General features: G+C 71.7%; 27 protein-coding genes. 21 read left to right on the top strand and 6 right to left on the bottom strand.

The genetic code is table 11. From position 1 onward, the window contains the following. Window positions 1-56: 56 nt before the first annotated feature. From DEJ43_RS28300 to DEJ43_RS28275, 6 genes are all read right to left on the bottom strand, one after another. Window positions 57-764, bottom strand: coding sequence for a hypothetical protein (locus DEJ43_RS28300; RefSeq protein WP_015036821.1), 708 nt, complete (start codon window positions 762-764; stop codon window positions 57-59). 20 nt (window positions 765-784) lie between these two features. Then, a complete protein-coding gene (locus DEJ43_RS28295; protein WP_041664278.1) occupies window positions 785-1474 on the bottom strand; it encodes a hypothetical protein in 690 nt (229 codons plus the stop codon). Between the two features lie 16 nt (window positions 1475-1490). Then, window positions 1491-1874, bottom strand: coding sequence for a hypothetical protein (locus DEJ43_RS28290; RefSeq protein ID WP_015036819.1), 384 nt, complete (start codon window positions 1872-1874; stop codon window positions 1491-1493). Further along, complete coding sequence (locus DEJ43_RS28285) at window positions 1871-2350, bottom strand: type II toxin-antitoxin system RelE family toxin (RefSeq protein WP_015036818.1); 480 nt, start codon at window positions 2348-2350, stop codon at window positions 1871-1873. The genes DEJ43_RS28290 and DEJ43_RS28285 overlap by 4 nt, the downstream gene beginning before the upstream one ends. After that, window positions 2347-2973 carry a DUF4913 domain-containing protein gene (locus DEJ43_RS28280; protein WP_233447995.1) on the bottom strand — a complete coding sequence of 209 codons (627 nt, stop codon included), beginning with the start codon at window positions 2971-2973 and terminating at the stop codon, window positions 2347-2349. The genes DEJ43_RS28285 and DEJ43_RS28280 overlap by 4 nt, the downstream gene beginning before the upstream one ends. 126 nt (window positions 2974-3099) lie before the next feature. Further along, a complete protein-coding gene (locus tag DEJ43_RS28275) occupies window positions 3100-3855 on the bottom strand; it encodes a DNA-methyltransferase (protein WP_015036816.1) in 756 nt (251 codons plus the stop codon). A 503-nt stretch (window positions 3856-4358) separates the two neighbouring features. On the opposite strand from DEJ43_RS28275, the gene DEJ43_RS28270 reads away from it, so the two are divergent. The 21 genes from DEJ43_RS28270 to DEJ43_RS28175 all read left to right on the top strand — a co-directional run bounded on the left by DEJ43_RS28270 (window position 4359) and on the right by DEJ43_RS28175 (window position 23461). Beyond that, window positions 4359-5483: a C40 family peptidase gene (locus DEJ43_RS28270; protein ID WP_015036815.1), complete on the top strand. Its 1125-nt coding sequence runs from the start codon at window positions 4359-4361 to the stop codon at window positions 5481-5483. A gap of 156 nt (window positions 5484-5639) precedes the next feature. Beyond that, window positions 5640-5942 carry a DUF6112 family protein gene (locus tag DEJ43_RS28265; RefSeq protein ID WP_041662993.1) on the top strand — a complete coding sequence of 101 codons (303 nt, stop codon included), beginning with the start codon at window positions 5640-5642 and terminating at the stop codon, window positions 5940-5942. Further along, window positions 5942-6631: a hypothetical protein gene (locus tag DEJ43_RS28260; RefSeq protein ID WP_015036813.1), complete on the top strand. Its 690-nt coding sequence runs from the start codon at window positions 5942-5944 to the stop codon at window positions 6629-6631. The genes DEJ43_RS28265 and DEJ43_RS28260 overlap by 1 nt, the downstream gene beginning before the upstream one ends. 26 nt (window positions 6632-6657) lie before the next feature. After that, window positions 6658-8010 carry an SCO6881 family protein gene (locus DEJ43_RS28255; RefSeq protein ID WP_015036812.1) on the top strand — a complete coding sequence of 451 codons (1353 nt, stop codon included), beginning with the start codon at window positions 6658-6660 and terminating at the stop codon, window positions 8008-8010. 108 nt (window positions 8011-8118) lie between these two features. Beyond that, window positions 8119-9567: an SCO6880 family protein gene (locus DEJ43_RS28250; RefSeq protein ID WP_411572298.1), complete on the top strand. Its 1449-nt coding sequence runs from the start codon at window positions 8119-8121 to the stop codon at window positions 9565-9567. 49 nt (window positions 9568-9616) lie between these two features. Next, window positions 9617-10030, top strand: a complete 414-nt coding sequence (locus tag DEJ43_RS28245) for a DUF6238 family protein (RefSeq protein WP_015036810.1) — start codon at window positions 9617-9619, stop codon at window positions 10028-10030. A 30-nt stretch (window positions 10031-10060) separates the two neighbouring features. Continuing rightward, entirely contained in the window at window positions 10061-11575 is a 1515-nt protein-coding gene (locus tag DEJ43_RS28240; RefSeq protein ID WP_015036809.1) for a VirB4 family type IV secretion system protein, read from the top strand. A gap of 74 nt (window positions 11576-11649) precedes the next feature. After that, on the top strand, window positions 11650-12432 hold the full coding sequence (locus tag DEJ43_RS28235; protein WP_015036808.1) for a ParB/RepB/Spo0J family partition protein: 783 nt from the start codon (window positions 11650-11652) through the stop codon (window positions 12430-12432). Then, the gene (locus DEJ43_RS28230) at window positions 12429-12941 is read left to right on the top strand and encodes a hypothetical protein (protein ID WP_015036807.1); all 513 of its coding nucleotides are present in this window, start codon (window positions 12429-12431) and stop codon (window positions 12939-12941) included. The genes DEJ43_RS28235 and DEJ43_RS28230 overlap by 4 nt, the downstream gene beginning before the upstream one ends. Window positions 12942-12992: 51 nt before the next feature. Further along, window positions 12993-13811, top strand: a complete 819-nt coding sequence (locus DEJ43_RS28225; protein ID WP_015036806.1) for a hypothetical protein — start codon at window positions 12993-12995, stop codon at window positions 13809-13811. 143 nt (window positions 13812-13954) lie between these two features. Beyond that, window positions 13955-14314, top strand: a complete 360-nt coding sequence (locus DEJ43_RS28220) for a hypothetical protein (RefSeq protein ID WP_145953721.1) — start codon at window positions 13955-13957, stop codon at window positions 14312-14314. Between the two features lie 21 nt (window positions 14315-14335). Then, the gene (locus DEJ43_RS37595; RefSeq protein ID WP_015036804.1) at window positions 14336-14914 is read left to right on the top strand and encodes a hypothetical protein; all 579 of its coding nucleotides are present in this window, start codon (window positions 14336-14338) and stop codon (window positions 14912-14914) included. Window positions 14915-15086: 172 nt separating this feature from the next. After that, a complete protein-coding gene (locus DEJ43_RS28215; RefSeq protein ID WP_306663886.1) occupies window positions 15087-15368 on the top strand; it encodes a hypothetical protein in 282 nt (93 codons plus the stop codon). Then, window positions 15365-16093 carry a hypothetical protein gene (locus tag DEJ43_RS28210; protein ID WP_015036802.1) on the top strand — a complete coding sequence of 243 codons (729 nt, stop codon included), beginning with the start codon at window positions 15365-15367 and terminating at the stop codon, window positions 16091-16093. Before DEJ43_RS28215 ends, DEJ43_RS28210 begins: the two co-directional genes overlap by 4 nt. Beyond that, window positions 16090-16509, top strand: coding sequence for a YjeF N-terminal domain-containing protein (locus DEJ43_RS28205; RefSeq protein WP_015036801.1), 420 nt, complete (start codon window positions 16090-16092; stop codon window positions 16507-16509). Before DEJ43_RS28210 ends, DEJ43_RS28205 begins: the two co-directional genes overlap by 4 nt. A 103-nt stretch (window positions 16510-16612) precedes the next feature. Further along, window positions 16613-17563, top strand: coding sequence for a hypothetical protein (locus tag DEJ43_RS28200; protein WP_041662990.1), 951 nt, complete (start codon window positions 16613-16615; stop codon window positions 17561-17563). Further along, complete coding sequence (locus DEJ43_RS28195) at window positions 17560-18735, top strand: hypothetical protein (RefSeq protein WP_015036799.1); 1176 nt, start codon at window positions 17560-17562, stop codon at window positions 18733-18735. Before DEJ43_RS28200 ends, DEJ43_RS28195 begins: the two co-directional genes overlap by 4 nt. A gap of 63 nt (window positions 18736-18798) precedes the next feature. Further along, a complete protein-coding gene (locus DEJ43_RS28190) occupies window positions 18799-20070 on the top strand; it encodes an MFS transporter (RefSeq protein WP_233447994.1) in 1272 nt (423 codons plus the stop codon). 37 nt (window positions 20071-20107) lie between these two features. Next, the gene (locus tag DEJ43_RS28185) at window positions 20108-20329 is read left to right on the top strand and encodes a hypothetical protein (protein ID WP_041664269.1); all 222 of its coding nucleotides are present in this window, start codon (window positions 20108-20110) and stop codon (window positions 20327-20329) included. 193 nt (window positions 20330-20522) lie between these two features. Continuing rightward, window positions 20523-21665 (top strand): AAA family ATPase, encoded by a 1143-nt coding sequence (locus DEJ43_RS28180; RefSeq protein ID WP_041662989.1) that lies wholly within the window; start codon window positions 20523-20525, stop codon window positions 21663-21665. Beyond that, complete coding sequence (locus tag DEJ43_RS28175; RefSeq protein WP_015036795.1) at window positions 21662-23461, top strand: vWA domain-containing protein; 1800 nt, start codon at window positions 21662-21664, stop codon at window positions 23459-23461. The genes DEJ43_RS28180 and DEJ43_RS28175 overlap by 4 nt, the downstream gene beginning before the upstream one ends. The last annotated feature ends 75 nt before the right edge of the window (window positions 23462-23536 follow it).

The raw sequence follows: 23536 nt of genomic DNA, 5'->3' as shown, positions 1-23536 counted from the left end.
CCCCGGTTCACCTAACCGGCGATTTGCTGGTACCTTTCGCCGCTCCCGCCGGGTGGTCACCGCTTCCTGCCCCGGGCGGTCGTCGGGCCGGCAGGCTTCGCCGGGGGCTGCGGGGCGGTGGTGGCCCGGGGCCTGGGCAGCGGTGTGCTGCGGTCGTCCAGCCAGGTGAGCGCCGCGTCCGCGGTGTCGAAGGCGCCCTCGCGGAGCTGGTGGGTGTAGGCCCGCAGGTCGGTGGTTTCCAGCAGGATCCGGTAGGGCTGCGGCCCGGTGCGGTCTGCGGCTTCCAGGAGGACGACGGTCTCCTGGGTCGGGTATCCCTCGGCGGTGTAACTCATCACGATCGAGAACTGGTTGCCGTGGTCGCGGAAGCGCTGCTCCAGCCCGGTGGTCATCGTGTCGGCGGGGTTGGTGCCGATGTCCTCGGGTCGTTTGATGGCGGAGGCCGGGCAGTGGCGCTGGATGAGCCAGGACTGGGCGAGTGCGTACAGCGGAAGGCGCGCGCTGGCGAAGGTGAAGGTCCGGGCCTCGGTGTCGCGGGTGAGGTGAAGGGCGAGGAGCTGTGGTTCGCCGGGCAGCCCGTACATGGCGGAGGTGTCGTGGAAGACGAAGAAGCTCTGTCGGCCGTCGGGTGTGTGGTGCTGAGCCAGCGTGTTCAGGTCGGTCTCGCACGGGGCGATGCGGTCGCAGAACTCCCGTTCTACCGCTGCTGAGGCCGGTCGGTAGCCCTGAAGACGAAGGGCGGGTTCGTAGCCGGAATAGGACAAGGGTCTCCTGGGACTTCGGTTCAGCGCGTGCGGGTGGCGGCGTCGGGCCAGGCACCGGGGCGGGGTGCGGGGCGGCTCGTGACACGGCTGGAGGGGCGAGCGGCGAGGGCAGCGCGGCCTGCGTCGGTGAGGGCGACCGGCTGTCCGGCGTGCAGCGGGTGGTTGGTGTCGCGGTGGACGAGCCCGGCCGTCTCCAGCCGGGCGAAGTCATGCTGGCCGATCCTGGTGCCGGAGGCTGTCACGACGGAGAGCCGCTGGGTGAGCAGGTGCTCGCGGAGCTTGGCGCCCTGGCCGATCGCCAGGAGCAGGGCGATGTCGTGGGCTTTCAGGTCGGTGTGGCCGGCCGGAGTGCGGGCGGCGTCCGCTTCGACGGGCTCGAGGACGTCGGACAGCTCCGTCTCGCGAGCGCCGCGGATGCGCACAGCCTCCTGGAGCTGCTTGACCGTTCGGTCGATGCGGTCGAAGAGCGCGGAGTCCATGGGGTACTCGCCGCTGGCGAGGCGCTGGAGGAGCACGCGGTAGAAGGTGACGGACTGCTCGGCGCTGGACAGGGATCGGTGGGCGGCGGCAACGCTCTCGATCTGCTCGTCGAGCAGGCCGCGGTCGTGGTCGCTCCAGAGCCGGTCGACGGTGTAGCCGACAGCCAGCTCGACGCGGTGGTCGAGGGACGTCAGCGCCTTGCGGACGGGCGTCGCCGTGGACCGGGGCACGTTCGCGCGGCCCCGGTCACTGCCGCCGGCAGCCACGCCGCCCCGCAGCGTCCTCGTCACCGGTGCGGTCGACGGCTTCGTAGCAGTCCGGGGAGCAGCTGTCGGGGTCCTCCTCGCAGGAGGACTCCTCCGCGGGAGCGCAGCAGCAGGGGGCGGACAGCAGGACGGCGAGTTCCTGACCGGCTGCGATGCGGTCAATGAGGATCTCGGTGCAGGCGTGGAAGCCATCCGGCGTGATGTCCGGGTGCGGATTGGTCAGGGTCTCCAGCAGGCGGCGTTCCAGCTGCTGGACCTCGATGTAGGTCTCCAGCAGGGCGCGGTGGTGGGGGTTCTCCGGCTCGGCCGGGAGCTCCAGGAGGTTGTCGCCGAAGTGGTCGAGGAAGTTCGGGAAGGCTGTCAACGTATGGCTTTCGTGGTGAGGACGGTGGGCTGGGCGGAGCGGGGAAGGCCGGGGGGCGGGCCGGGCTTCGGGATCTCGCGGTAGGCGTCGATCTGGGGGGAGCGGGTGCGTGCGGCGTGCGCGCGGGCGCCGACCGGACGGTGGTCGATGCCGAGGCGCCGTGCCACGGTGTCGTAGATGTCGTGGTTGGCCCGGGGGCGGACGGCCACGACGTGGATCTCCATGGGGTAGGCCGAGGTCGGCGGGGCCGGCCGCAGCGCGTAGACGATCCGCCAGGCGGCCTGGCGATCGACGTAGAGCTTGCGCAGTCCGGCGAGTTCGGCCGTGAGCTTGCCCCCGTGCCGGTCGGCGTTGACGACCTCCTGGAGCAGCGCGAGCGACAGGTCGCGGATGTCGCTGGGGGCCTGGAGCAGGTCGGTGAGGGCTCGCGGGTCGAAGGTGAGGCCGAAGGCGGGCGGCCGGCCCTCGGCGCTCACTCCTCCGCCTGCGCCGTCTCAGCGTCGCGGGCTACGGCGCGCACGGAGCGGCCGGGGCCGCGAAGGAGGCGGTGGGACGGCCGCTCGGGGTCCGTCTGGCAGGCGGACAGTGGACCGCCGGCGGCCCGGATGGCGGCCATGCAGTGGGTGAGGAAATCCCGGTGCCACACGAAGGGACCGGCCGGTCCGGCCTCGGGGTCCTTGTGCTGCAGGTAGGCCATCCACAGGGCGTGGAGCCAGGCTACGACGTCGAGGTGTTCCTGCCACTGGTCGCACCACGGGGAGGCGGTGGTGACCTCGCTCCCGTAGGTGGGCATGAGGAAGTCCTCCACCCAGTCGGTGAGCAGGTCCAGCTCGCTCTCGTACTCCTCGCCGTCCAGCTCCAAAATCGGACGCGGCTCCGGCGGCATCATCGCCGCGGCCGGCATCGTCGGCAGGCCGAAGCCGGGCAGCGATGCCGGTCCCGGTGCGGCGGCGAGGTGGTCGAGCTGCCGCGCCTGCTCGGCAGAGCGGTCGAGCAGCTTGCGGACAGTGGCCTGGATGCTGTCCAGGTCACCTTCCGGAAGGCGCACCGGGTCGAATTCCCCGGCGGCGCCGAATTCCTCCAGAGGGTCAGGCTCCAAGGAAATCTCCTCCTCCGGCGCACGCGGCAGCCGGAAATTCAATAGCGGGTGACGGGACGGCAGGGCGCGAATGCGCGCAGGCGCGGATAACGAGCCGCCATTAACTCGCGGTTGCGCGCATCCGGGTCAGGCCGTCAGGGTGAGGTTGTCCTGCCCGAGGGTCTGGTGGAGCGTTTCGGTGAGGCGGTCGGAGGCGATCTCGGCGTAGTGCCGGGTCTTCTCGACGCCGATGAAGTCGCGGCCCTCCAGGAGCGCGGCCACGCCGGTGGAGCCGGAGCCGCAGGTGAAGTCGAGGACGGTGCCGCCGGGCGGGGAGATCTTCACCAGCTCGCGCATCACCTCGACCGGCTTCTGAGTGATGTGCTGCCGGGCCTTGCCCGACGGCTGCGAAGCCGAGTAAAGGCCCGGGAGGTAGACGGGGTTGCGGGAGCCGTCGATCGCACCGTTCGACGCCCACACGATGAACTCACACGACTGCTTGAACCGGCCCTTCTGCGGGCGGGCCTGCGGCTTGTGCCAGGCCAGGACGCCGCGCCACAGCCAGCCAGCCGCCTGAATCGCATCGGTGGTGACCGGCAGCTGCCGCCAGTCGGTGAACAGCAGCGCCGTCCCGCCGGGCTTCGTCAGCCGGTGTGCCTCGGTCATGATCTGCGTCAGCCAGAAGCCGTACGAGCGCTGGTCCATGTTCTCGCCGGGGAAGTCCGCCAGCTCATGGCCGGCGTCGGCGGAGGTGTACTTCTGGCGGGCGGTACGGGAGGTGCGTTCCTTCGCGGTCCGCCCGCCGGAGTTGTACGGCGGGTCGGTGATGACCGCGTCCACGCAGTCGTCCGGAAGGCCGGCCAGGACGCCGAGCGCGTCTCCGTGGTGAAGGGAAAAAGGCAAAGGGGTACCCCGATTCGGGTCACGGAAGAAAATGAGAGTCCCGCCTCGCGCTGAATGCGGGCGCCGCGGCGGCGAATGCAGGCCCGGAAGGCCGGCATGCCGAAGGAGAGCGGCGGGCAAGCGGGGGAAGCCACACTGTAGGACACGATTCCCGGTTGACCCCTGCGAGGCGAGAAATTAGGTCAACCGGGAATCGGCACCTACAGTCTGACCACCGCCAGGCCCCAGCTGCCGAACGGCCACCCCTCCCCCTGCCCTTCTGGAGGCACAGCCTTGTCCTGACCCCGCTCCCGACGCCCCGAGGACGCCCGACCGGCGAGAGGCAACTCGCCCCGCGGCTACTCCTCCCAGGCTTCCCGATCACCTCATCCCGGCCCTCGCGCCCTTCTCACCTCGGACCAGCGCGGCCGGACTTCACCTCAAGGACCACTCGTGACACAGCCGTACCCTCCCCTGCCCCGAACACCGAGTAGAGCCCTCATCTCCTCCGGGGGCGCAGCGGATTGAAGGGCATAGCCGCAGCCGTCGGCGTCGTCGTCCTCTCTCCGCTCCTCCTGGCCGGCGCAGCCGCCACGGCGGCTGCCGCCAGCAGCTCCGCTTCCCGCGCCACTCAGTGCGACGTCGGCAACACGGTCGACGCCAACGCCGTCGCCCAGCAGGTCGCAGGCATCCTCGGCGGCTCCGGCGCCACCCCCGGCATCCAGATCGAGGGCCTGGAACTACCCGCCGAGCAGATCCCTCACGCCAAGACGATCATCGCCACCGGGATCGCCATGAAGGTCCCCGAGCGCGGCCAAGTCGTCGCCCTCGCGACCGCGATACAGGAATCCCGCCTGCGCAATCTCCGCTACGGCGACCGCGACAGCCTGGGCCTGTTCCAGCAGCGGCCGAGCATGGGCTGGGGCACCGCCGAGGAGATCCTCGACCCCGTCCACGCCTCCACCCGCTTCTACGAGGGACTCCTCAAGGTCGCGGGCTGGCAGCAGATGACGATCACCCAGGCCGCCCAGGCCGTCCAGATCTCCGGCTATCCCGACGCGTACGCCCAGTGGGAGTCGCTCGCCCGTGCTCTGCAGGAGGCGATCGTCAAGACCCTCCCTCAGGGCGCAGGCGACAGCGGGGCTCCGGGCGGCCCGGCGGGTGGCGGCTGCCGACCCGGCGAGGACGGATCGCGGTGGGGCGAGATCCCCCAGGGCACCGTCCCCGCGGGCTACAAGATTCCCGCCGACGCCTCCCCGAAGGCCCGCACGGCGATCGAGTGGGCGATGCACCAGCTCGGCACCCCGTATCAGTGGGGCGGTACCTGCAAGGACTCCCACGGGCCGGATCCGATGGGTCGCTGCGACTGCAGCTCCCTGATGCAGGTCGCCTATTCGAAGGCCGGCGTCACCCTGACCCGCACCACGTACACCCAGGTCAAGGAGGGCGTCCCGGTCCCGGCGAACGCGCTCAAGCCCGGTGACCTGCTCTTCTCCCGCGGCACCGCCGCCGTCCCCGAGCACGTCGGGATGTACATGGGCGCGGGTCTCGTGATCAACGCGCCGAAGACCGGGCGCCCCGTGCGGATCGAGAAGGTCGCCGACTGGCAGATCCTCGCCGTCCGCCGCATCCCCGCCCTCGCCTCCTAGCGCTCCCCGCCCGCTTCCCGGGCCACGGGCCGCTTCCCCCGGCCGCCGCGAGCCGCATGCCGCCGCGCGCCTTCCCCTCTTCCTCTTTCCCGCTGGGCCATCTGGCCTGCGCTCGCAAGGAGTTCGACCATCCCCACCCTCGCTCACCTCCAGCAGATAGCCGACCGCGTCACGTACCTGGCCTACGACCCCGGCGTCTCCCCGAAGGGCGGCTTCCTGCCGGGCCTGGACCTGCTGCGCAACGTCGTCAGCTCCATCAACATGGCCGCGATCATCGCCGTCGTCGGCGCACTCGCCGTCTCCCTCGGCGTGTGGGCCTGGGGCCACCACACCGGTGGTCACCAGGCCGAGGCCAACGGGAAGAAGGGTGCCCTCGTGTCCGCGGGCGCCGCGCTCGGTCTCGGTGCCGCAAACGGGATCATCGCGTTCTTCTCCACGCTCGGCACGCAGGTCCGCTGATGGGCAAGCGCTCCCGCCCACGCGTCCGCGCCGCCACCGCGCACTGGTCCACCGGCCGGCGCGTCGCCGTCCTCGCCGCGGTCCTGGCCCTGCTCCTGGCCGGCGCCAGTCTTGCCGCCTACCTCACGACCGGCGGCGGCCGGGGCGAGGCGCCCTCCGGCAAGCCGTCCGCCAGCGGTCCGACCGCCCGTCCGGGCACGACGGCACCCGTCGCGGAGGCTGCGACGGGGACGGTCTCCCCGCCGCTGCGGCTATCCGATCCTCTCGCCTACGGCCGCGCCGCGGCGGTGATGCTCTGGTCCTACGACACCCGGGCCACCACCCGCGACCAGCAGCTCGCCGGCATGCACGCCTGGATGACGACCGAGACGAAGTACACCGACTGGACCTCCATCCAGGCCCAGGTCCCCGACCCTCTGCTGTGGTCGCGGATGCACGACCAGGGCCAGCACGCCACCGCGACCGTCTCCCAGGCGCACTTCCCCTCGGCGTTCAAGCAGGCCCTGGCCGAGAACCCGGCCGCCCTGACCGAGGCGTACATCTACGCCGTCACCGTCGCCGGCAAGCAGGCAATCGCCTGGAAGGACGGTGGAGGCGGCGCCGAGGACCGCTCGGTCACCCTCGCCGTGCAGTGCCGGCCCAGCGCCGACTGCGCCCTGGTCGCCATCGCGCCGAACACCGCCCCCTGAACCGCAACAGATAGGAGGAGTCCGTCGTGGACTTCTGCGCTCTTCCGGTCGCGGGCAAGCTCTGCGACGCCGCCGACGCGATCGACTTCGTCTCCGACCCGGGCAAGGCGATCACCGAAGGCATCGGCAACTGGATCGCCAAATCCTGCGGCGAACTCGCCGCCGCAGCCGCCGACCTGGCCGCCGAGGCCGTCAACACCACCACCAAGATCGACCTCGGCGCCGGATGGTTCCGCGACAACTACGAGATGCTGCTGCCGATCGGGCTGACCATCCTCGTCGCCACCTTCTGCGCCCAGCTCGTCCGGGCCGCGATGAAGCGCGACGGACAGGCACTCGGCCAGGCGTTCACCGGCACCGCCAGCGGCGTGATCTTCTGCTTCGCCGCCATCGCCCTGACCACGGTCGCGATCGAAGTCGTCGACGCCCTGTCCGACTCGCTGTTCGCGGCAGCCGGCACCTCCATCGACGACGCCGTCCGCCGCATGGTGAAGGTCTCGCAGATCGCCGCGATCTCCCCACTCGGCTGGCTGGTGGCCGCCCTCGCAGCCCTCGGCGCCGCCGTCGGCGCCGTCATGTACTGGTGCGTCATGATGGTCCGCAAGGTCGGCATCCTCGTGCTCGTGACCCTAGCGGTCTTCGCCGGAGCGGGCGGCGGATGGGAGGCCGCCCGCCGCTGGCGGCGCGGCTGGATCGAGGCGACCGCCACCCTGATCGTCTCCAAGCTGCTGATGACCGTGGTCTTCCTCCTCGGCATCTCCGCCATGGGCAAGACCGACGCGAACGGCGGAATCGCCGCGCTCGCCGACGTCATGGCCGGCATCGTCATCATGCTCTTGGTGATGCTCTGCCCCTACGCGACCTTTAAGTTCGTGCACTGGGCAGCGGAGTCCACCGACGGTGAGACCCTGCACCGCTCCGGCGGAGCCGGAGCCCAGCTCGCCAAGCAGCACGCCGAGAACGCGACCCGCAAGGCGGCAGCCGCAGCAGCCACCGCAGGAACCGGCGGCGCTGCCGCCGGGGCCGGAGCTGCATCGCCGCAGGGCCCGGCCGCAGGCAGCGGTGGATTCCCCGGCGACATCGCCTCCAGCCCTTCCGGAAGCGGTGGCGGCACCGGAGCATCACCGGCCATGGACAAGGTCCAGAGCGGCCTGAACGAGGCGGTCAGCTCCATGCCGACCAGCCCGGCGGCCCAGGACTCGGGCAACTCCGTCGGGGCCGGCAACAGCGCCCCCGGCGGCCCTCCCGCGGGTGCCACACCGCGCAGCACGCAGGACGGAGCGCCCCCGAGCGCCGGCGTCGTCGGTGCCGCGCAGGGCTCCGAGTCCGGCACGGGCGGCAGCCCGTTCACGACGCCGCAGTCCCCCGCCGGTTCCTGACACCCGACACTCCCCTGGTTCCCGGGACGGGACACGAACGCTGTGTCCCGTCCCGGGGGCCGCCTCCTTCGGAAAGCCCTTGCCTTGTCTGACCTCACGATCACCCCAATGACGGTGAAGTTCCCGACCAGGTCCCGCCGCGGGATCCTGCTCGGCCTCTCGCTGCCCCAGCTCGTCCTCACCTCCGCAGCGCTCGCGCTGCTCCTGGTCACCGTCGTGACCACCGGCCTGCCCGGCGCCCTGATCCTCACTCCGCTGTGGGCGGGGATCGCCGCCCTCGTCGCCGTCCGCCGCCGGGGCCGGTCCCTGATCGACTGGGCGCCGATCGTCGCCCGCTACGCGCAGCGCCGCCGCACCGGGCAGACCCTGTGGCTCGCCCGTCCGGTGTCCCGCCCGCGCGCCGAAGGAACCCTGCACCTGCCGGGAACAGCCGCTTCGATCAAGGTGGTCACCCCGGCCGACGGACAGGCCGCCGCTCTGCACGATCCCCACCAGCAGACCCTCACCGCGGTCGCCCGGGTGACCAGCCGTGCATTCGCCCTGCTGGACCCCGCCACCCAGAACTCTCACGTCCAGGCGTGGGGGCGGGCCCTGGCCGGGATCGCGCGCACCGGGCACGTCGCCACCGTCCAGGTCCTGGAGCGGACCGTCCCCGACTCCGGCGACACCCTGACCCGGCACTGGAACACCCACGGCCGGCCCGGTACCCAGCTCGCAGGCCAGGTCTACAGCGATCTCGTCGCCTCCGCCGGCCCGGCAGCCGCCCCGCACGAGACGTACCTGGCCATCTCCCTCGACTTGAAGGCCGCCAAGCGCCTGATCAGCCAGGCCGGCGGCGGGCTGCCCGGCGCCTTCACCGTCCTCGGCCAGGCCACCTCCTCCCTCACCCAGGCAGCCCGCACCGCCGGTCTGACCGTGAACGGCTGGCTGAACGCGCGGGAAGTCGCCGCCGTCATCCGCACCGCCTACGACCCCAAGGCCCTGGCCGCGCTGCAGCAGTGGTCGGACACCGGCCGCGCCGAAGCCGACCCCGCCGCCGCCGGCCCCGTCGTCCAGGTCGAGGAACACGACCGGCTCATCACCGACACTGCCCGCCACACCACCTACTGGGTCGAGAACTGGCCGCGCACCGAAGTCCTCGCGGGCTTCCTCCACCAGCTGCTGTTCACCGCCGGAGTGCGCCGCTCCTTCTCCCTCATCTATGTCCCCCAGGGCTTCGAGTCCGCGATCCGCGACGTCCAGCGCACCAAGGCGACGATCATCGCCGACGCCAACGAGCGCGCCCGCCGCGGACAGGTCGACTCCGAGGCCGACGTCGTCGAGTACGGCGACGTCAAGGAACGCGAGAGGCAGCTCATCGCCGGCCACGCCGACGTCGCCATGACTGGCCTGCTCACCGTCTCCGCCGACACCGACCAGGCCCTGGACGCAGCCTGCGCTCAGATCGAGACTGCCGCCGTCACCGCCCAGGTCGACCTGCGCCGCCTCGACTACCAGCAGCCCGACGCGTTCGCCCTCGCCGCACTCCCCCTCGCCCGCACCGCCCAGGACAAGTAGGGCTTCGCCGCCTGATCCATCCAGGCCACCGCAGAAAGACCCCACGCTCTTGGCCACCATCACCGCGACCGACCCGACGGACGCCCACCCGTACCTGCGGGCCGCGACCGCCGGCATCCGCCACCACGCCCGGTCCATCGGCCGGGGCACCCCGGCCGACCGGCGACACCTCGACAACCTGCACGAGCACGTCACCCGCCTGCACCTGCTCCTCGACCAGCTCGCCGAGACCGTGCGCCCCGAACACCCCACGTCAGGACGGCATCTGGCCACCGCGCACCTGCGGCTCTGGCAGGCCACCGCCAGCCTCCACGACGCCTTCCACACCCTGCCCGCCGCCCCCGCCTGCACCCCCGACCGGCTCCCCGACGGCCCGCTCGTCCTCACCATCTGCCAGCGCCACCTCGCCTCCGGCCACGCCGTCCGTCGCAAGACCACCCCGGCCGACCACGGCACCGCCTGAGCCACCTCGCGCAGAAACGATCCCCCAGCCATGTCCCGACACCGCCCCGGACGGCGGGCTCGCCGCGCCTCGGCCAGCCCCCTGTTCACCCCGCACGGCGCCGACCGCACCGCCCGGCGCGCAGCCCGCAAGCAGCTCGCCGAAGCCCGCGCCAAAGCGCAGGCCGCCGCCGTGGAGACCGCCGGCGCCACGGCGGCAGAGGCAGAGATGCCCGCGCCGCTCTACGCTCCCGCCGGCCGCCCCGGCACTGCCTCCGCCCGCGGCAAACGCCTGCGCCTGCCCGCCCACCGCATGACCACCGCCACCGCTTCCGGTGCCTACCCCTTCCTCGCCGAAGGCGGCCTCGGCGCCGAGGGCATCTACATCGGCCGCGACGTCCACGCCGAAGGGTCCTTCGTCTTCGACCCCTTCTCCCTGTACGGAAAAGTCGAGGGCTTCACCAACCCGAACATTCTTCTGGCCGGGGTCATCGGTCAGGGCAAGAGCGCCCTCGCGAAGTCCTTCGCGCTCCGCTCGGTCGCCTTCGGCTACCGCGTCTACGTCCCGTGTGATCCGAAGGGCGAATGGACGCCGGTCGCCACCGCGCTCGGCGGCACTTCCATCGCCCTCGGCCCCGGGCTCCCGGGACGGCTCAACCCCCTCGACGCGGCCCCTAAGCCTCCGTCCATCTCGGACGCGGACTGGGCCGGCGAGGTCCGCAAACGCCGCCTGCTCCTCCTCGGTTCCCTCGCCCGCACCGTCCTCGGCCGCGACCTGCTGCCCATGGAGCACACCGCCCTCGACATCGCCCTGGACGGAGTCGTCCAGGCCGCCACCGCCGCCGGCCGAGCCCCGCTGCTCGGCGACATCGCCCACACCCTCGCCCAGCCCCACCTCCTCGACGCCGCCGCCGGCACCGTCTCCGGCCACCTCGGCGACGCCGCCCGCGACCTCTCCCACGCCCTGCGCCGCCTCGTCCACGGCGACCTCGCCGGCATGTTCGACGCCCCCTCCACGGTGGCCTTCGACCCGACAAGCCCGATGCTCTCCATCGACCTGTCCCGGCTCGGGGGATCCGGCGACGACACCGCGCTGGTACTGGCCATGACCTGCGCCTCGGCGTGGATGGAAGCGGCCCTCACCGACCCCGACGGCGGGAGGCGCTGGATCGTCTACGACGAGGCGTGGAGGCTGATGCGCCACCCCGGCCTCCTCCAGCGCATGCAGGCCCAGTGGAAGCTGAGCCGCGGCCTCGGCATCGCCAACCTCATGGTCATCCACCGGCTGTCCGACCTGCTCACCGCAGGCGACGCCGGATCCCAGGGCCGAGCCCTCGCCAAAGGACTCCTGGCCGACTGCTCCACCCGCATCATCTACCGCCAGGAAACCGACCAAATCCAGGCCGCCGCCACCCTCCTCGGCCTCACCGCCGTCGAGACCGAGGCCATTTCCCACCTCACCCGCGGACGCGGCCTGTGGCGCGTCGCCGGCCGGAGCTTCGTCGTCCAGCACCTCCTCCACCCCACCGAGAAGTCGCTCTTCGACACCGACGCCCGCATGCACTGAGTGCCCAACCGACCAACACTGCACATCGACAGGACAACACCATCGACCTACACCCGACCACCGCACTCTTCCCCATGCTCGATGAGGAAGAGCTCCACGCCCTCGCGGAGGACATCCGCGAGCACGGCCTTCGTCAGCCTGTCGTCTTGGACGCCACAGGCCGAATCCTTGACGGCAAGAACCGTCTGCGCGCCTGCGAGATCGCCGGTGTCGAACCCGAGTACATCACGTACGAAGGAGACGATGCCCGAGCCTACGTGCTGTCTGTCAACAGCCGTCGGCGTCACCTGACCAAGGGGCAGCTCGCGATGATCGCGGCCTCGGCATGTTCAGTTTCTGAACATGCCGGGCGTTCAGAGACTGAACAGACCGCGCGTTCAGTTTCTGAACAGACCGGCCTCTCCATCGGGCGGATCGGACAGGCCAGGACCGTGCTGCGTCACGCACCGGACCTCGTGGACGGTGTCATCTCCGGTGCGGTCTCCCTGGACGACGCCTACAAGGCCGCCCGTGAGGCCAAGGCCCAGGCAGATTCAGCAGAATCGCAGCTCGCCCGCTTGCGCGTCGAGGACCCTCAGCTCGCTGATCGTGTGGTCGAGGGCGAACTGACTGTCCAGGGTGCCTGGGCGGAGCGGAAAGCCCGACTCGAAGAGGACCTGCGGCAGCGCCGGGTCGCCACCAACCTGCTCTGCGAGGTTCTCCCCGCCCTCGCCCAGATACGCGGCAGCCGCACCTTCGCCCAGTACGACCCCGAACTCGCCCCGCCCGGCCGCGCCGTCACCCGCGAAGTGATCGAGCACGCCGCAACCGCCCTGGCCGAAATCGCCGCCGTCTGGAAGGACCGCGACCTCCCGTGAAGTACTCCTCCGACCCCCAGCTACGCCAGCTCGCCCTCGAAGCCGCCCAGCACGTCACCACCGACGCCGGCCGTATGCACAAGGACGACTTCCTCGACGACCTGTATGCCCGGATCCGAGAGCGCGACGACCTGGAGGGCGCAGTCCTGAGGAAGGCCGCCCAGGGCCTGATGCGGGACCTCGGCGAGCGCCGCAGCCCTCGCCGCAACAAGAGGACCGGCGGCCTGTACCACCCCGAGAGCATCATCAAGCTCGGTAACGGGATCTGGGTGTGGATGAAGCACACCACCCCGACGGACATGACGCAGTGGGGCCTGATCTCCTCGCGGAACACCGTCCGCACCATCACCGCCGCCGCGGACACCCAGCAGTACATCCACGAGCGCACCGACGCCTTCCGCTCCCACCCCGGAATCTCCAGCCTCCACCCGCTGGAGGAAGCCGTCTTCCAGTACCAGCAGGACACCCTCGACGACGCCGACTGGTACCGCGACCACGAGGACCTGTAGGCGCCCCAGCCTCGTACCTCGACTGGCCACGCCCACGACATATCGGAGACCATGCTGCGGAATTCACCCCCACTCGAAGCCTTCGCCCTGGAGATCGCAGATCGGCTCCCGGGTGACTGGACAAGCGCCTATCACCGTCACCCCTCCTACCGCGATCAGTTCCCGACCGCCGACCGGCTGTGGGACAACGGTCACGTCGACTGGGCTGCCGGCGAGTTCGTCCTCGGCCACGACGCGGTCCTCACCGGCCCGGCCGGACAAGAGCTCTACATCATCGACCGGCCCCTCAGACCCCAGCAGTTCCTCGTCGCCGCGCTGGAGCCACCTGGCTTCCTGCCGCACCACTTCCATGGCGTACCCCAGCCGAACGGCATCGTGATCGGCACCGATCCCGTCCGTGCCGCCGCCGCGATCACCCGCCGACTCCTCCCCCGATACGCCCGGGCCGCGGAGGCCGTGCGCGAGCAAGCGCGACGACGGCCTGCCCCTCCGGCCCACCGACAGGCACCAGCAGAGACCAGCGCGGTCACGCTCGTCCGCTACGAGGACGGGCTCCTCGGCGCCCCGTACGGACACGTCCCCGCTGAAGCCCGAGACACCCTGTACCTGACCGGATTCCAGTACGTCCCGAATCAGAGTGCGTTCCTCCTGCGTTCTGAGTCCGGGCCCGTCGCCACGGCCGTACGTATCCAGGTCCTCGCCGACCGGCTGGCCAAGCTCGGGATCGGGCTCAACTACCGCCATCCCGCAGCGGTATCGGGCACCGCCGTGGTCACGACGGGCCGCACCAACGCGCCCCAGGCGAGCCGGGTTGCTACCGGGGCGGCTCTGCACTCCGCCGCCCCGCGCTCGTCGGGCCGCGCGCGGTAACCCAGGCCATGCCGCTACAGAAAGGGAGCTCCCTGCCTTCCCGAACCGACTCTGCCGACCACGGTCCGGCGACGGCCGGGGTGCACGGCTCGAGCCTCGACCGCGCCGATCTGCCCGACGCTCGCTTCCCCTACGGCAGCCTGTTGAACGCCCTGAGCAGCGCCGTCCTCGCGGGCACGGACGTGCGGGATGCCGCCGCGGTACTGCACCAACTCGTCGACGGCACCGGCGGCCTGCTCACCCGGCTCGCGGAACTCCTCGATGCCACAGCCGACCGGGCCCGCGCGTACGACCGCGACGACGGGGACGACGACGCTTTCTACCTGGCGAAGGACCTCGCCGACGCCGCCGTCCAGGTACGGCGGCTCGGTGAAGACCTCCACGTCGTCCCCGAGCGCATGGCCGGCCTTTCCCCGCCCCCGCCGACGCGCCACCCCCCTCGCCCAGCAGGCGCGCCCCGGCCGCCCGTGTCCTCCGCGCCCCAGCCCAGGTACGCCCCGTAATCCCTTCTCCCTGGAGCCTTCTTGGGATCCCCTGCCTTCATCGCCCGCCCCGACCCGGACGGCGGCTACACCGGCGTTCACCTCCAGTACGACAGCAGCCCTCCGAACATGGTGCCGCTGCTCCTCGCCGCCTACCGCTTCCGCTTCGGCCGGGACCTCGAAGCCCTCAGCCGATACCTGGTGGACGACGTCGTCTTCGCCTGGGAGGAGATCGGAACCGACCTCCTCGACGGATCGCCCCCGGGCCTGCTCCAGCGGCTGACCGGCGGCGAGCAGTGGCCCAGCCGCGAGATGACCGGCGTCGTGAACCTCGACGGGACGCCCGCCGAGCGGGATGTCATCACCCAGCACAGCTCCGAAGGTCATCACTGGGGGTACGTCCTTCATCCGGCCGGCATCGAGGTCATCAGCCGCCAGATGGACGCTCACGGCCCGGTCATCTCCTGGGACACCGACCCCCGGACCCACTTCAGCGAGGCGATGGCGCTGTGGATGCCCGGCACTCCGCCGCCGATGTCCCTGCCACGCGATCTGCCCAAGCTCACTCCCGTTCCGCCAGCAGCTCCTGCACGGACCACCACTCGACCACCACGCCGCTGACCCCTCTCTTCAAGGAGTCCTCCTGAATCAGCACTTCACCTTCGGCCGGCACCCCGACCACGGGTTCGTCGCTTCCGCCACCGCCCATACACCGCCTCATCTGGCGCACTGGTACCTGACCGCCGAGCAGTTCGAGCCCGTCCCCGAGCAGCCGGGGCTGTACCGGCTGGCCATGCCGGAGTACGACGGAGTGCGCCGTGCGCGGCAAGCCGTCCATGACCTGCGCCAGCGGGGCTTCGACGTCTACGCCGACTACACCCTCGACCCGTCCCAGAGCGCCGGTCCGCCCCGGGTCCAGCCCCGGGCCGGGCTGGAGGAGCGCCGCTCCCGGATCGCGCAGGCCGCCGGAATCCGCTCGGCGCAGTACCGGCCGAGCGTCTCCGCCCAGGCCGCGCCGGCACCCTCACGGCCGGTGGGCTCCGTCCCGGTCTCGGGCCAGGGGCGTGGCCGGTGACCGATGACCTGATCACGATCGTCCGCGGTCGGGGCGGCGAGGTGGAGGCGGAGGGGCCGATGGACGGCCTGGCTTCCGAGCTGCTCGCGCGTGCGGGGTTCGTCAAGGAGTACACGCTGCGCGGCATCTGGCACCGTCTCCCCTTCGACATGGGCGTGGAGTGGGAGAACGAGCACGCCTCCCTGGCCGCGGAGATGCTGCGCGCCGCCCGCTACCCCGTTCGCCTCGACGCGGCTCTGTCGCCGGCGTCCGTCCCGTCGGCTGACGGTGTGGACGTCCCGCCGTCCGTGGCGGCGGCGGCCCAGACTCTGAAGGCTCGGGCGGCGGGCGGGACGGACCTCCAGCAGCCGCACGAGTCGGGACGAGCTCTGGCCGCTCTGGCCCAGGGCGAGGACAGTCTCCTGCGGCCCGCCGCCGACGTGCTCCTTGCCGTCGCCACTGCCGTCTCGAGCCTCCCCGGCCCGGCTCACGACCGCGACGCCCGGCGTCTGGCCGAGCTCAGCGGTGTCCTACGGGTCGTGGAAACCGAGGTCGACCGCATCGCCCTTCGCCTGCGCGCCGCACCCGACGTCACCTCGTCCGCAGGCCGTACGAAGCAGGCCGCCGTCGAGGTCCCGGCGAAGTTGCAGAGCCTCATCCACCGGCTCGGCCACGCCCGAGTACGCGAGTACGAGGCCCATCTCCCTGTACCGGCAGCACCTGGTGAACCGGGACGAAGCCGGTGACCGTCGCCGATCAGACTCCGGCTGGCACGGAGCTACGCCGCCGCGCCCGTACACAGACGCTCCGCTACCTGGCCGCCCTCGCGCTGCCGGATCCCGCCGAGTCCGTCCGGGCCTGGACACAGCACCTGGGCGACGAGCGGTGCGCCGCCGAGGTCCACGTCATCGTCGACGCCTTGACCGGCACCGCGACCAGCCCGCTCCTCGCCCTCCGTGACGCACTGCGCACCACAGGGGCCTGGTGCCGCGAGCACGGTCAGCCCGTCCTCGCCGAGCGGTACTTGCGCGCCGCCGACCTCCTCGACGTCGCCGACCGTCAGCTCTACCAGCTCGGCATCGACCACCTCACCGCCTTCCACTGCGAACCCTGCCCGCCCGGGCACCAACACCGAGAGGACCCTGCACCTGAACTCCCGTGAACCAGCCGCGGGCTCCGTCACCCGGATCACTCTGTTCTCCAGTGACCGCGATGGCATCGTCGGCCTCGTCGACGGTGACGCCTGGCAGTGGGCCCGCACCGCCATGGAGCTGTCCGGGTTCGATAAGAACGACTCCGGCGACATGGTCCTGCCGCTGTCCGATCTCGCCCTTGCCCGCCAGGCCCTGATCACCCTCGGCGCCGTCGCCGAGCGGACTCTCGGTCTGCAGCTCACGCCCAGCAACGAGCGGTACATCGGGGACATCGCGCTCGACGTGGCCGAGCACCTGCCCGGACAGTGGACCGCGAGAGTCGAGAACTACTCGCTCCGTGTCTGGCAGGAGGACCTCGCAGGCGGCCTGTGGAGCACCGGGCCCATCGCCCAGACTCTGGCGGCCAACCGGGTACGGCAGGCCGCCATCCTGAAGCGCGACGACGGAACGGAACTCGCCGTCGTCAAGGACCCCCACCTCGACACGTACCACGTCGGCGCCCTCCGGCCCGGCCACGTCCCGGGCCCGACGAACGCCACCGCCCCACCCGGCGTGACGGTGCAGCCGACCGCCTCGGCCGCCGCCCACGTCATTCGCACCGGGCTCCTCCCGGCCTACACCCGCTCGGTCCTGCAGGCGCACGCCGCCGATCTGTCGGACGATCTCACCTGGGCACGGGAGACCTACGAGGCCGGCACCATCCCCGACCCCGCCCCGGCCGACCTCGTCGATGCCTACGTCCGGTTCACCGCCTCCGCGCCGCTCGTCATCGCGGCGATCCGGACCCTGGGCGCCCCCACCGAGTACGAGGCCGACTTCCTCCACCGGGTGGAGGTCATCGTCACGGCGCCGGCCGATGAGACCGGGCCGAAGCCGGTCACGGCGCACCCCGACCCGCTCGGCTGGTGGCTCGTGGAAGGCGGCGACGAGCTCGTCGCCCTCTCCCTGTGCACCCTCGCCAGCGTGCCCCTGCCCCTCGAACAGGGGCGCCGCGCTGGGAGCCGAACGCTGGCTCTGGCACCTGCGCCTGCCCTGTCGGAGCCCACGGTGAGACGCCGGTGACGCAACCTCGCAACAACTCTGGCGAGTCCGGCTCGCCCGCTGTCCGTGCGGCGCTCGACGCACTGGCGGCCTACGCCAAACGGTTCGCCTCCATCCAGGCACGCGGGGACGACGCGGTCGCTCGTGTGCGGGCAAGCACCGGGTGGCCCGAGCACGTCGCCGTGGAGCGAGCGATCGTGGCGGAACAACACCGGGATCAGGAGATGGAGTTCGCTGCGCTCCTGCCCCATACGGTCCTTCTCATCGACCGGGCCCGTACCGCCATGGAGTTCCAGCCATCCGCCCGGCACGTAGCCGGGTGGAACCTGCTCGTGGACGACCTCGAAGCCGCAGCAGATCATGCCCGCCACCTCTCCGAGCAGTCGATCGCCGACCGGTCGACCTCGCGGCAGTGCCACGTCACCTGGGCCGACCGGGCACGGTTCCTGCGCGACCTCGCCGTACAGGTGGGCCCGCCGCCTCCCGGACCCGAACTGCCCGCTGCAGAAGAGGCACGGTGGACCGCCCACGCGCACGATGTCCGCCGTCGCCACATGATGTACCTGTACGAAAGCAGGTACGACGCGGCTGGTCGGCAGATCACCGTCGTCGAGGTCCCTGACCTCGACCAGCCCACCGAGGACTGCATCCTCATCGTCGCCGGAGACGTCGACAGCGCCACGATGCGCGTCCTGGGCCGCTACGACACGCTCGACCAGGCGCAGGGCGACCTGCCTGCGGCCATTCAGCCCGGCGTGCTGCATCCCCGCGGAAAGTTTCCCCGCAGCGCGGGGAAGGTTCCGCCGTTGGCCGACCTCATCGAGCAGATCGCCAGCGCCACGCAGAGCCAGGAGATCGCCGAGGTTCTCGACTACGTCGTAAGCGACGGCGCCGGCCCTCGCCACCTCTCCCAGCTCTCCGGCCTCCTGGCCGAATGCGCCGACTTCGCGCTCGCCACCGAGACCGTCACCGGTCGGGATCTGTCAGTGCGATTGCGGGGGCTCATGGTCCAGACCGACGTCCTGGACCGGCAGCTCCGCCATGCGCTCATCGCCTTCCAGGACACGATCGCCGTCCTGCCGCCGCACCGCACCCCGCAGCCACGGCACCTCATACCCCCGCCCGCCGTGCGGTCCACCCCGCCGCCTCCGCCTGCCAAGGCCGCCCCGCCCCGCGTCCCGCGCCGCCTCTGACTCCAGCACGAGGCCGCGGGCGAGCCTCGGCCACCTCCCGGAAAGTCTCCGCCCTCCTTGCTCTTGGCCGAACGCCCCCTCGCCTCACCGCCCGTGACCTACCGGGCCGTTCTCGGCACGCGCCACGTCCTGCGCCTGCTCGCCGGCACCCTGACCGGCCGGATGCCCAGCGGCATGGTCGCCGTCTCCCTGGTTCTGTGGGTCACGCGTGGCGGAGGGTCCCTGGCGACGGCCAGCGCACTTGCCGCCATCTACGGGCTGACCGCCAGCGTCACCCAGCCGGTGAAGGGCAGGCTCATGGACCGGCATGGGCAGACCCGTGTGAGCGCGCCCGCCGCCATCGTCTCCAGCAGCAGCCTGCTCGCCCTGCCCGTCATCGGTCCAGGCGGCAGCACGTGGCTGATCGGAGCCGCGGTCGCGCTCGCCGGCCTCTCCGCCCCGCCGCTGGAATCCGGTCTGAGGTCACTGTGGCCGAGTGTCGTGACCGACCTGGGGCAGCGAAAGGTCATCCAGGCCCTCGACACCGGCGCCCAGGGCTTGATGTATGTCGCCGGCCCACTCCTGGCCACCTGGCTCGCCACCACGTTCGGAGCCGACGCCGCACTGGCCGCGGCCTCCGCACTCGTACTCGTCGGCACCGCCACCGTCCTCACCTCCGCGCCCTCGCGCACCTGGCGCCCCCACCGAGAGGAAGCGGTCGAGTCCGCCCGGCCATTGAAACGACACCGGCTCGTGAGCGGCGGCATGGTGCTGCTGTGCATGGGGCTCGCTGCACTCGGGGTGTCCTTGGGCGGGCTGGGAGTCTGGGCTGCGGCCATCGCCGAAACCAATCAAGCCGCCTGGCTGACCGGCGTACTGCCCGCCGCGTTCTCCACCGGATCATTCCTCGGCGGCCTGCTCTTCGCACGCCTCGCCCGTCGCGCCGCGCCCGCCACCCAACTCAGCTGTACATCCGCCCTGTTCACAGTCGGGTGGCTGGCGCTGTTGACCCAGCCGGGCCCGCACGCGGCGATCGTCGCCGCCGCCCTACCGGGGCTCTTCCTCACCATGGTCATCACCTGCGGCTTCGAGACGATCGATGCCCTCGCCCCCGCCTCGCGGACCACCGAGGCGTACTCGTGGCTGATCCTCGCCGTCGGCACCGGCCAGGCCGCGGGCACCGTCCTCGCCGGCACCCTCGCCGACCACATCCTCGGCCTGTCCGCGCTCCCCGCCGCGGGCGCCGCCATCGCCACCACCGTCTTCGTACTCTCCCGGCCCGTGCTCGGCCCCCGCCGCCAGCCGGGCCGGCACCGCCGCACCGCCACCCCACCACGTCCCCGCCACCGCCGATAGGACTCCCACCTTGCCCGAATCACCAGCCGAGCCGTTCATCCCGATCCGGCACAGCATCACCGGCGAGATCACCACCACCGGCTACAACGCCGCCGCCCGGCGGATCCTGCTCCAGGACGGCTTCGAAGAGACGCCAAGCTGCGCCTGCCACGCGACGGAACCCGGTACGGAGCAGGCGCAAGGTCCTGCTCCGCAGCCAGCGAGCTGCTCGTCGCCGGCCATCCGCTGCACCTGTACCGAGCCCCCGGTCGGCCGGTGAGTGCCGACGTACGCCTCGGTTGGCCCGGTCGCCGATGCCGGAACAGTCCGTGATCCGCTCCGAGAGCGGCCAGCCCCTCCAGCGCATCGCCCACCCCTCACGCTCCCGTATCTGTTGAAGGACCCTCGTTTTGACCACACCCGGAACGCCTACCAGTCCAGCACGGACCAAGGGCGGCGAACTACGGGCCAAGGTGGCCCGGCTGCTGGCCGATCGGCCGGCGGACAAGCTCACCATCGGGGACATGGCCCGGCAGCTGGGCCACTCCCACGGCGCCGTCCGCAACGCCGCGCTCACCCTGGTGCGACGCGGCGAAGCCGACCAAAGCGGAACGGGACAGCCGGAATTCCGAGCGAACGCGAAGACCGCTGCAGCCGCGCAGACCGCTGTGATCAGCCCACCGGGCACCCACGCTTCCCGGGCCCAGACGACCACGGCCCGCACGACCACTCCCGCGGCAGCAGCGCCCCGGCAGACCGGCCCGATCCGCCGCGCGGGGGGCCAGCTCTACCACCCCCGGGAACTGGCCGACTTGCCCGACGTCGAGGCATTGAATCGCCTGCGCGACGCCGACGTGCCGGTGCTGCTCTACGGCCCTCCGGGAACCGGCAAGACGAGTCTGGTCGAGGCAGCGTTCCCGGACCTGCTCACCGTCGCCGGTGACGGCGACACCACGGTCGGCGACCTGATCGGCGAGTACACGCAGGCCGACGCGGGAGGCTACGTCTTCCAGTACGGGCCGCTGGTCACCGCGATGACCGAGGGCCGCGCCCTGCTGATCGACGATGCCACCTTGATCTCACCGAAGGTCCTGGCGGCGCTGTACCCAGCGATGGACGGGCGCAGGCAGATCCAGGTCAAGGCCCACAAGGGCGAGACCATCAAGGCCGAGCCGGGCTTCTACGTGGTGGCGGGCCACAATCCCGGCGTCCACGGAGCGGTCCTGACGGAGGCACTGTCGTCCCGGTTCAGCGTGCAGATCCAGATCGGCACGGACTACGACCTCGCCCTGGCGCTGAAGATCGACGCCCGGGTGGTCCGGGTCGCCCGACACCTCTCCCGCCAAGTCGAACTCGGCGAGCTGGGCTGGGCCCCACAGCTGCGCGAGCTGCTCAGCTACCAGAAGACCGAGGCCGTCCTCGGCACCAACGCCGCGCTCGCGAACCTCGTCGGCATCGCCCCTGAGGAGGATCGCGACGCCGTCGCCGACGCCGTCATCAAGGCCGTCGGCGTCAAGAAGATCGCGCCCCTCACCCTCGGCAAGCAGCTGTCCGCCTCAGCCCTCCGGCGCCCCCCGGGCGTCACCAGCTCCGCGCACCAGGGCCGCTCGCGATGAGCGCCCACCACCACGTCCAGTCCCCCGCCACCACGCCGGAGGACGACGCCGACCTCGCGCGATGGGACGACGACGGCGCCCCACCCGCGCAACCCCGTTCCTCCCCCGGCGCGTGGCTTCGCGTGGGAGCCGAGCTCGGCGACCGGCTGGTCGCCCTCTCCGGCCGCCAGGACCTCCTCGTCACCTGCCGCCCCGGCACCCGCAGCGGCGCACCGGCCGCGTTCTTCCCCACTCTGGGTGAGGTCGAGTTCGACGCCGGCCTGTTCGCTCCGCTCCAGCCCCACGAGATCCACCCGCGGATCGTGGGCGACGAGGAGCGGTATCCCGCCGCCTGGGGAGTGTTCGTCCACGAGGCCGCGCACGCGGCCCACTCCGTCTGGACGGCGCCTGCCGGAGCGAACCCCCGTCTCGTCGAGGCCGCGCTCCTGCTGGAGGAGAGCCGTGTCGAAGGCGCACACCTGACCAGGCGGCCCACGGACCGCACGTACCTGCGCACCAGCGCCCGTACCCTGGTCATGCCCGACGTCGCCCACCCCACCCTTCAGGGCGTCGAGCACGCCGCCGCCGTGGCGGCCCTGATCCTCGGCCGCCGTGACGTCGGCATCCTGGACGCCGGCGAGACCCAGGCCGTCTCCGATCTGTGCGAAAAGGTGCTGGGCGCAGACCTGCTGGCCACGCTCACCCGCATCTGGACCGCGGCCCACCAGTGCGCCGACCACGACGCCACGACCATGCTCGCGCACGCTCAGGACTGGTGCGACGCTCTGGACATCGCGGCCCCCGCCCTGCCCGTGCCGGAGGGCCTTCCCGATCTGCTGTCCGGAGCCGTGGGGGTCGTCATGGACAGCGCGGCAGCCACCGACGCCGCCGACCTCGCGGCACAGGCCGCAGCGACCAGCGCCATGGCCACCCGGTCAAGGGCCCAGGCCAACGACCGCGCCCAGCAAGCCAGTCGGCGACGCCAGGCCGCCGCCACCGCCAAGTCGGTCTTCAACTCCGGCGGCGCCACCGTCAACCCCGACGGCACACCTGCGCCCCACAGCAACCCGGTCACCGGCAGCCGCCGGCCCACCTCCGCCGAGCAGAGTTCCGCCTCGCGCCTGAGCCGAGCCCTGCGTGCCGCCGCCTACCGCGAACGCACCGAGGAGAGGACCACCAGCCCCACCCCGCCCGGCCGCCTCAACATGCGCGCAGCCCTCGCCCGCGACGCTCAACGCGCGGCCGGGTCGGTCCCCACCGCGGAACCGTTCACCCACACCCGCCGCCGGAACTCCCCCACCCCACCGCTGCGCGTGGGCATCGCCGTCGACGTCTCCGGCTCCATGCGTGCCGCCTGCGCACCCGTCGCGTCCGCCGCCTGGATCGTGGCACGCGCAGCAGCCCTGACCGACCCCGACTCCCGTACCGCCACCATCGCCTACGACAGGCACCTGACCGCATTGACCCGACCCACCCACCGAGCACCAGAGCGCGTGACCCAGTTCCACGCCAATGGCGGCAGCCACAACCTCGCCAACGCCCTGGACGCGCTCGACCACGGCCTGGAACTCAGCCGCCCCGGCGCCGGCCGCCTTCTCGTGATCGTCACCGACGCCCAGTACACCCCCGACGAAACTGCTGAAGCCGTCACCCGCGTCAAGCAGCTCACGAACGCCGGCTGCGCCGTACTCCAGCTCACCCTCACCGCGAAGTCCCGCCACCTGCCGGGGACCACCCTGCTGCACCTGCCCCAGCCCTCCAGCGCTCCCGCCGCCATCGCCACGGCGGCCACAACCGCCATCCGCAGGACACGCTGAGACGACCCAGAGGCGGAAGCGTCCCCGAGACCACCGCCAAGCACCCCGGACCACCTCCGTCCCCGCCCGAATCGC

Source organism: Streptomyces venezuelae ATCC 10712 (assembly GCF_008639165.1).
Lineage (GTDB): Bacteria > Actinomycetota > Actinomycetes > Streptomycetales > Streptomycetaceae > Streptomyces > Streptomyces venezuelae.
The sequence above is the reverse complement of the archived record's forward strand: the minus strand, read 5'-3'. Positions and strand labels throughout refer to the sequence as shown.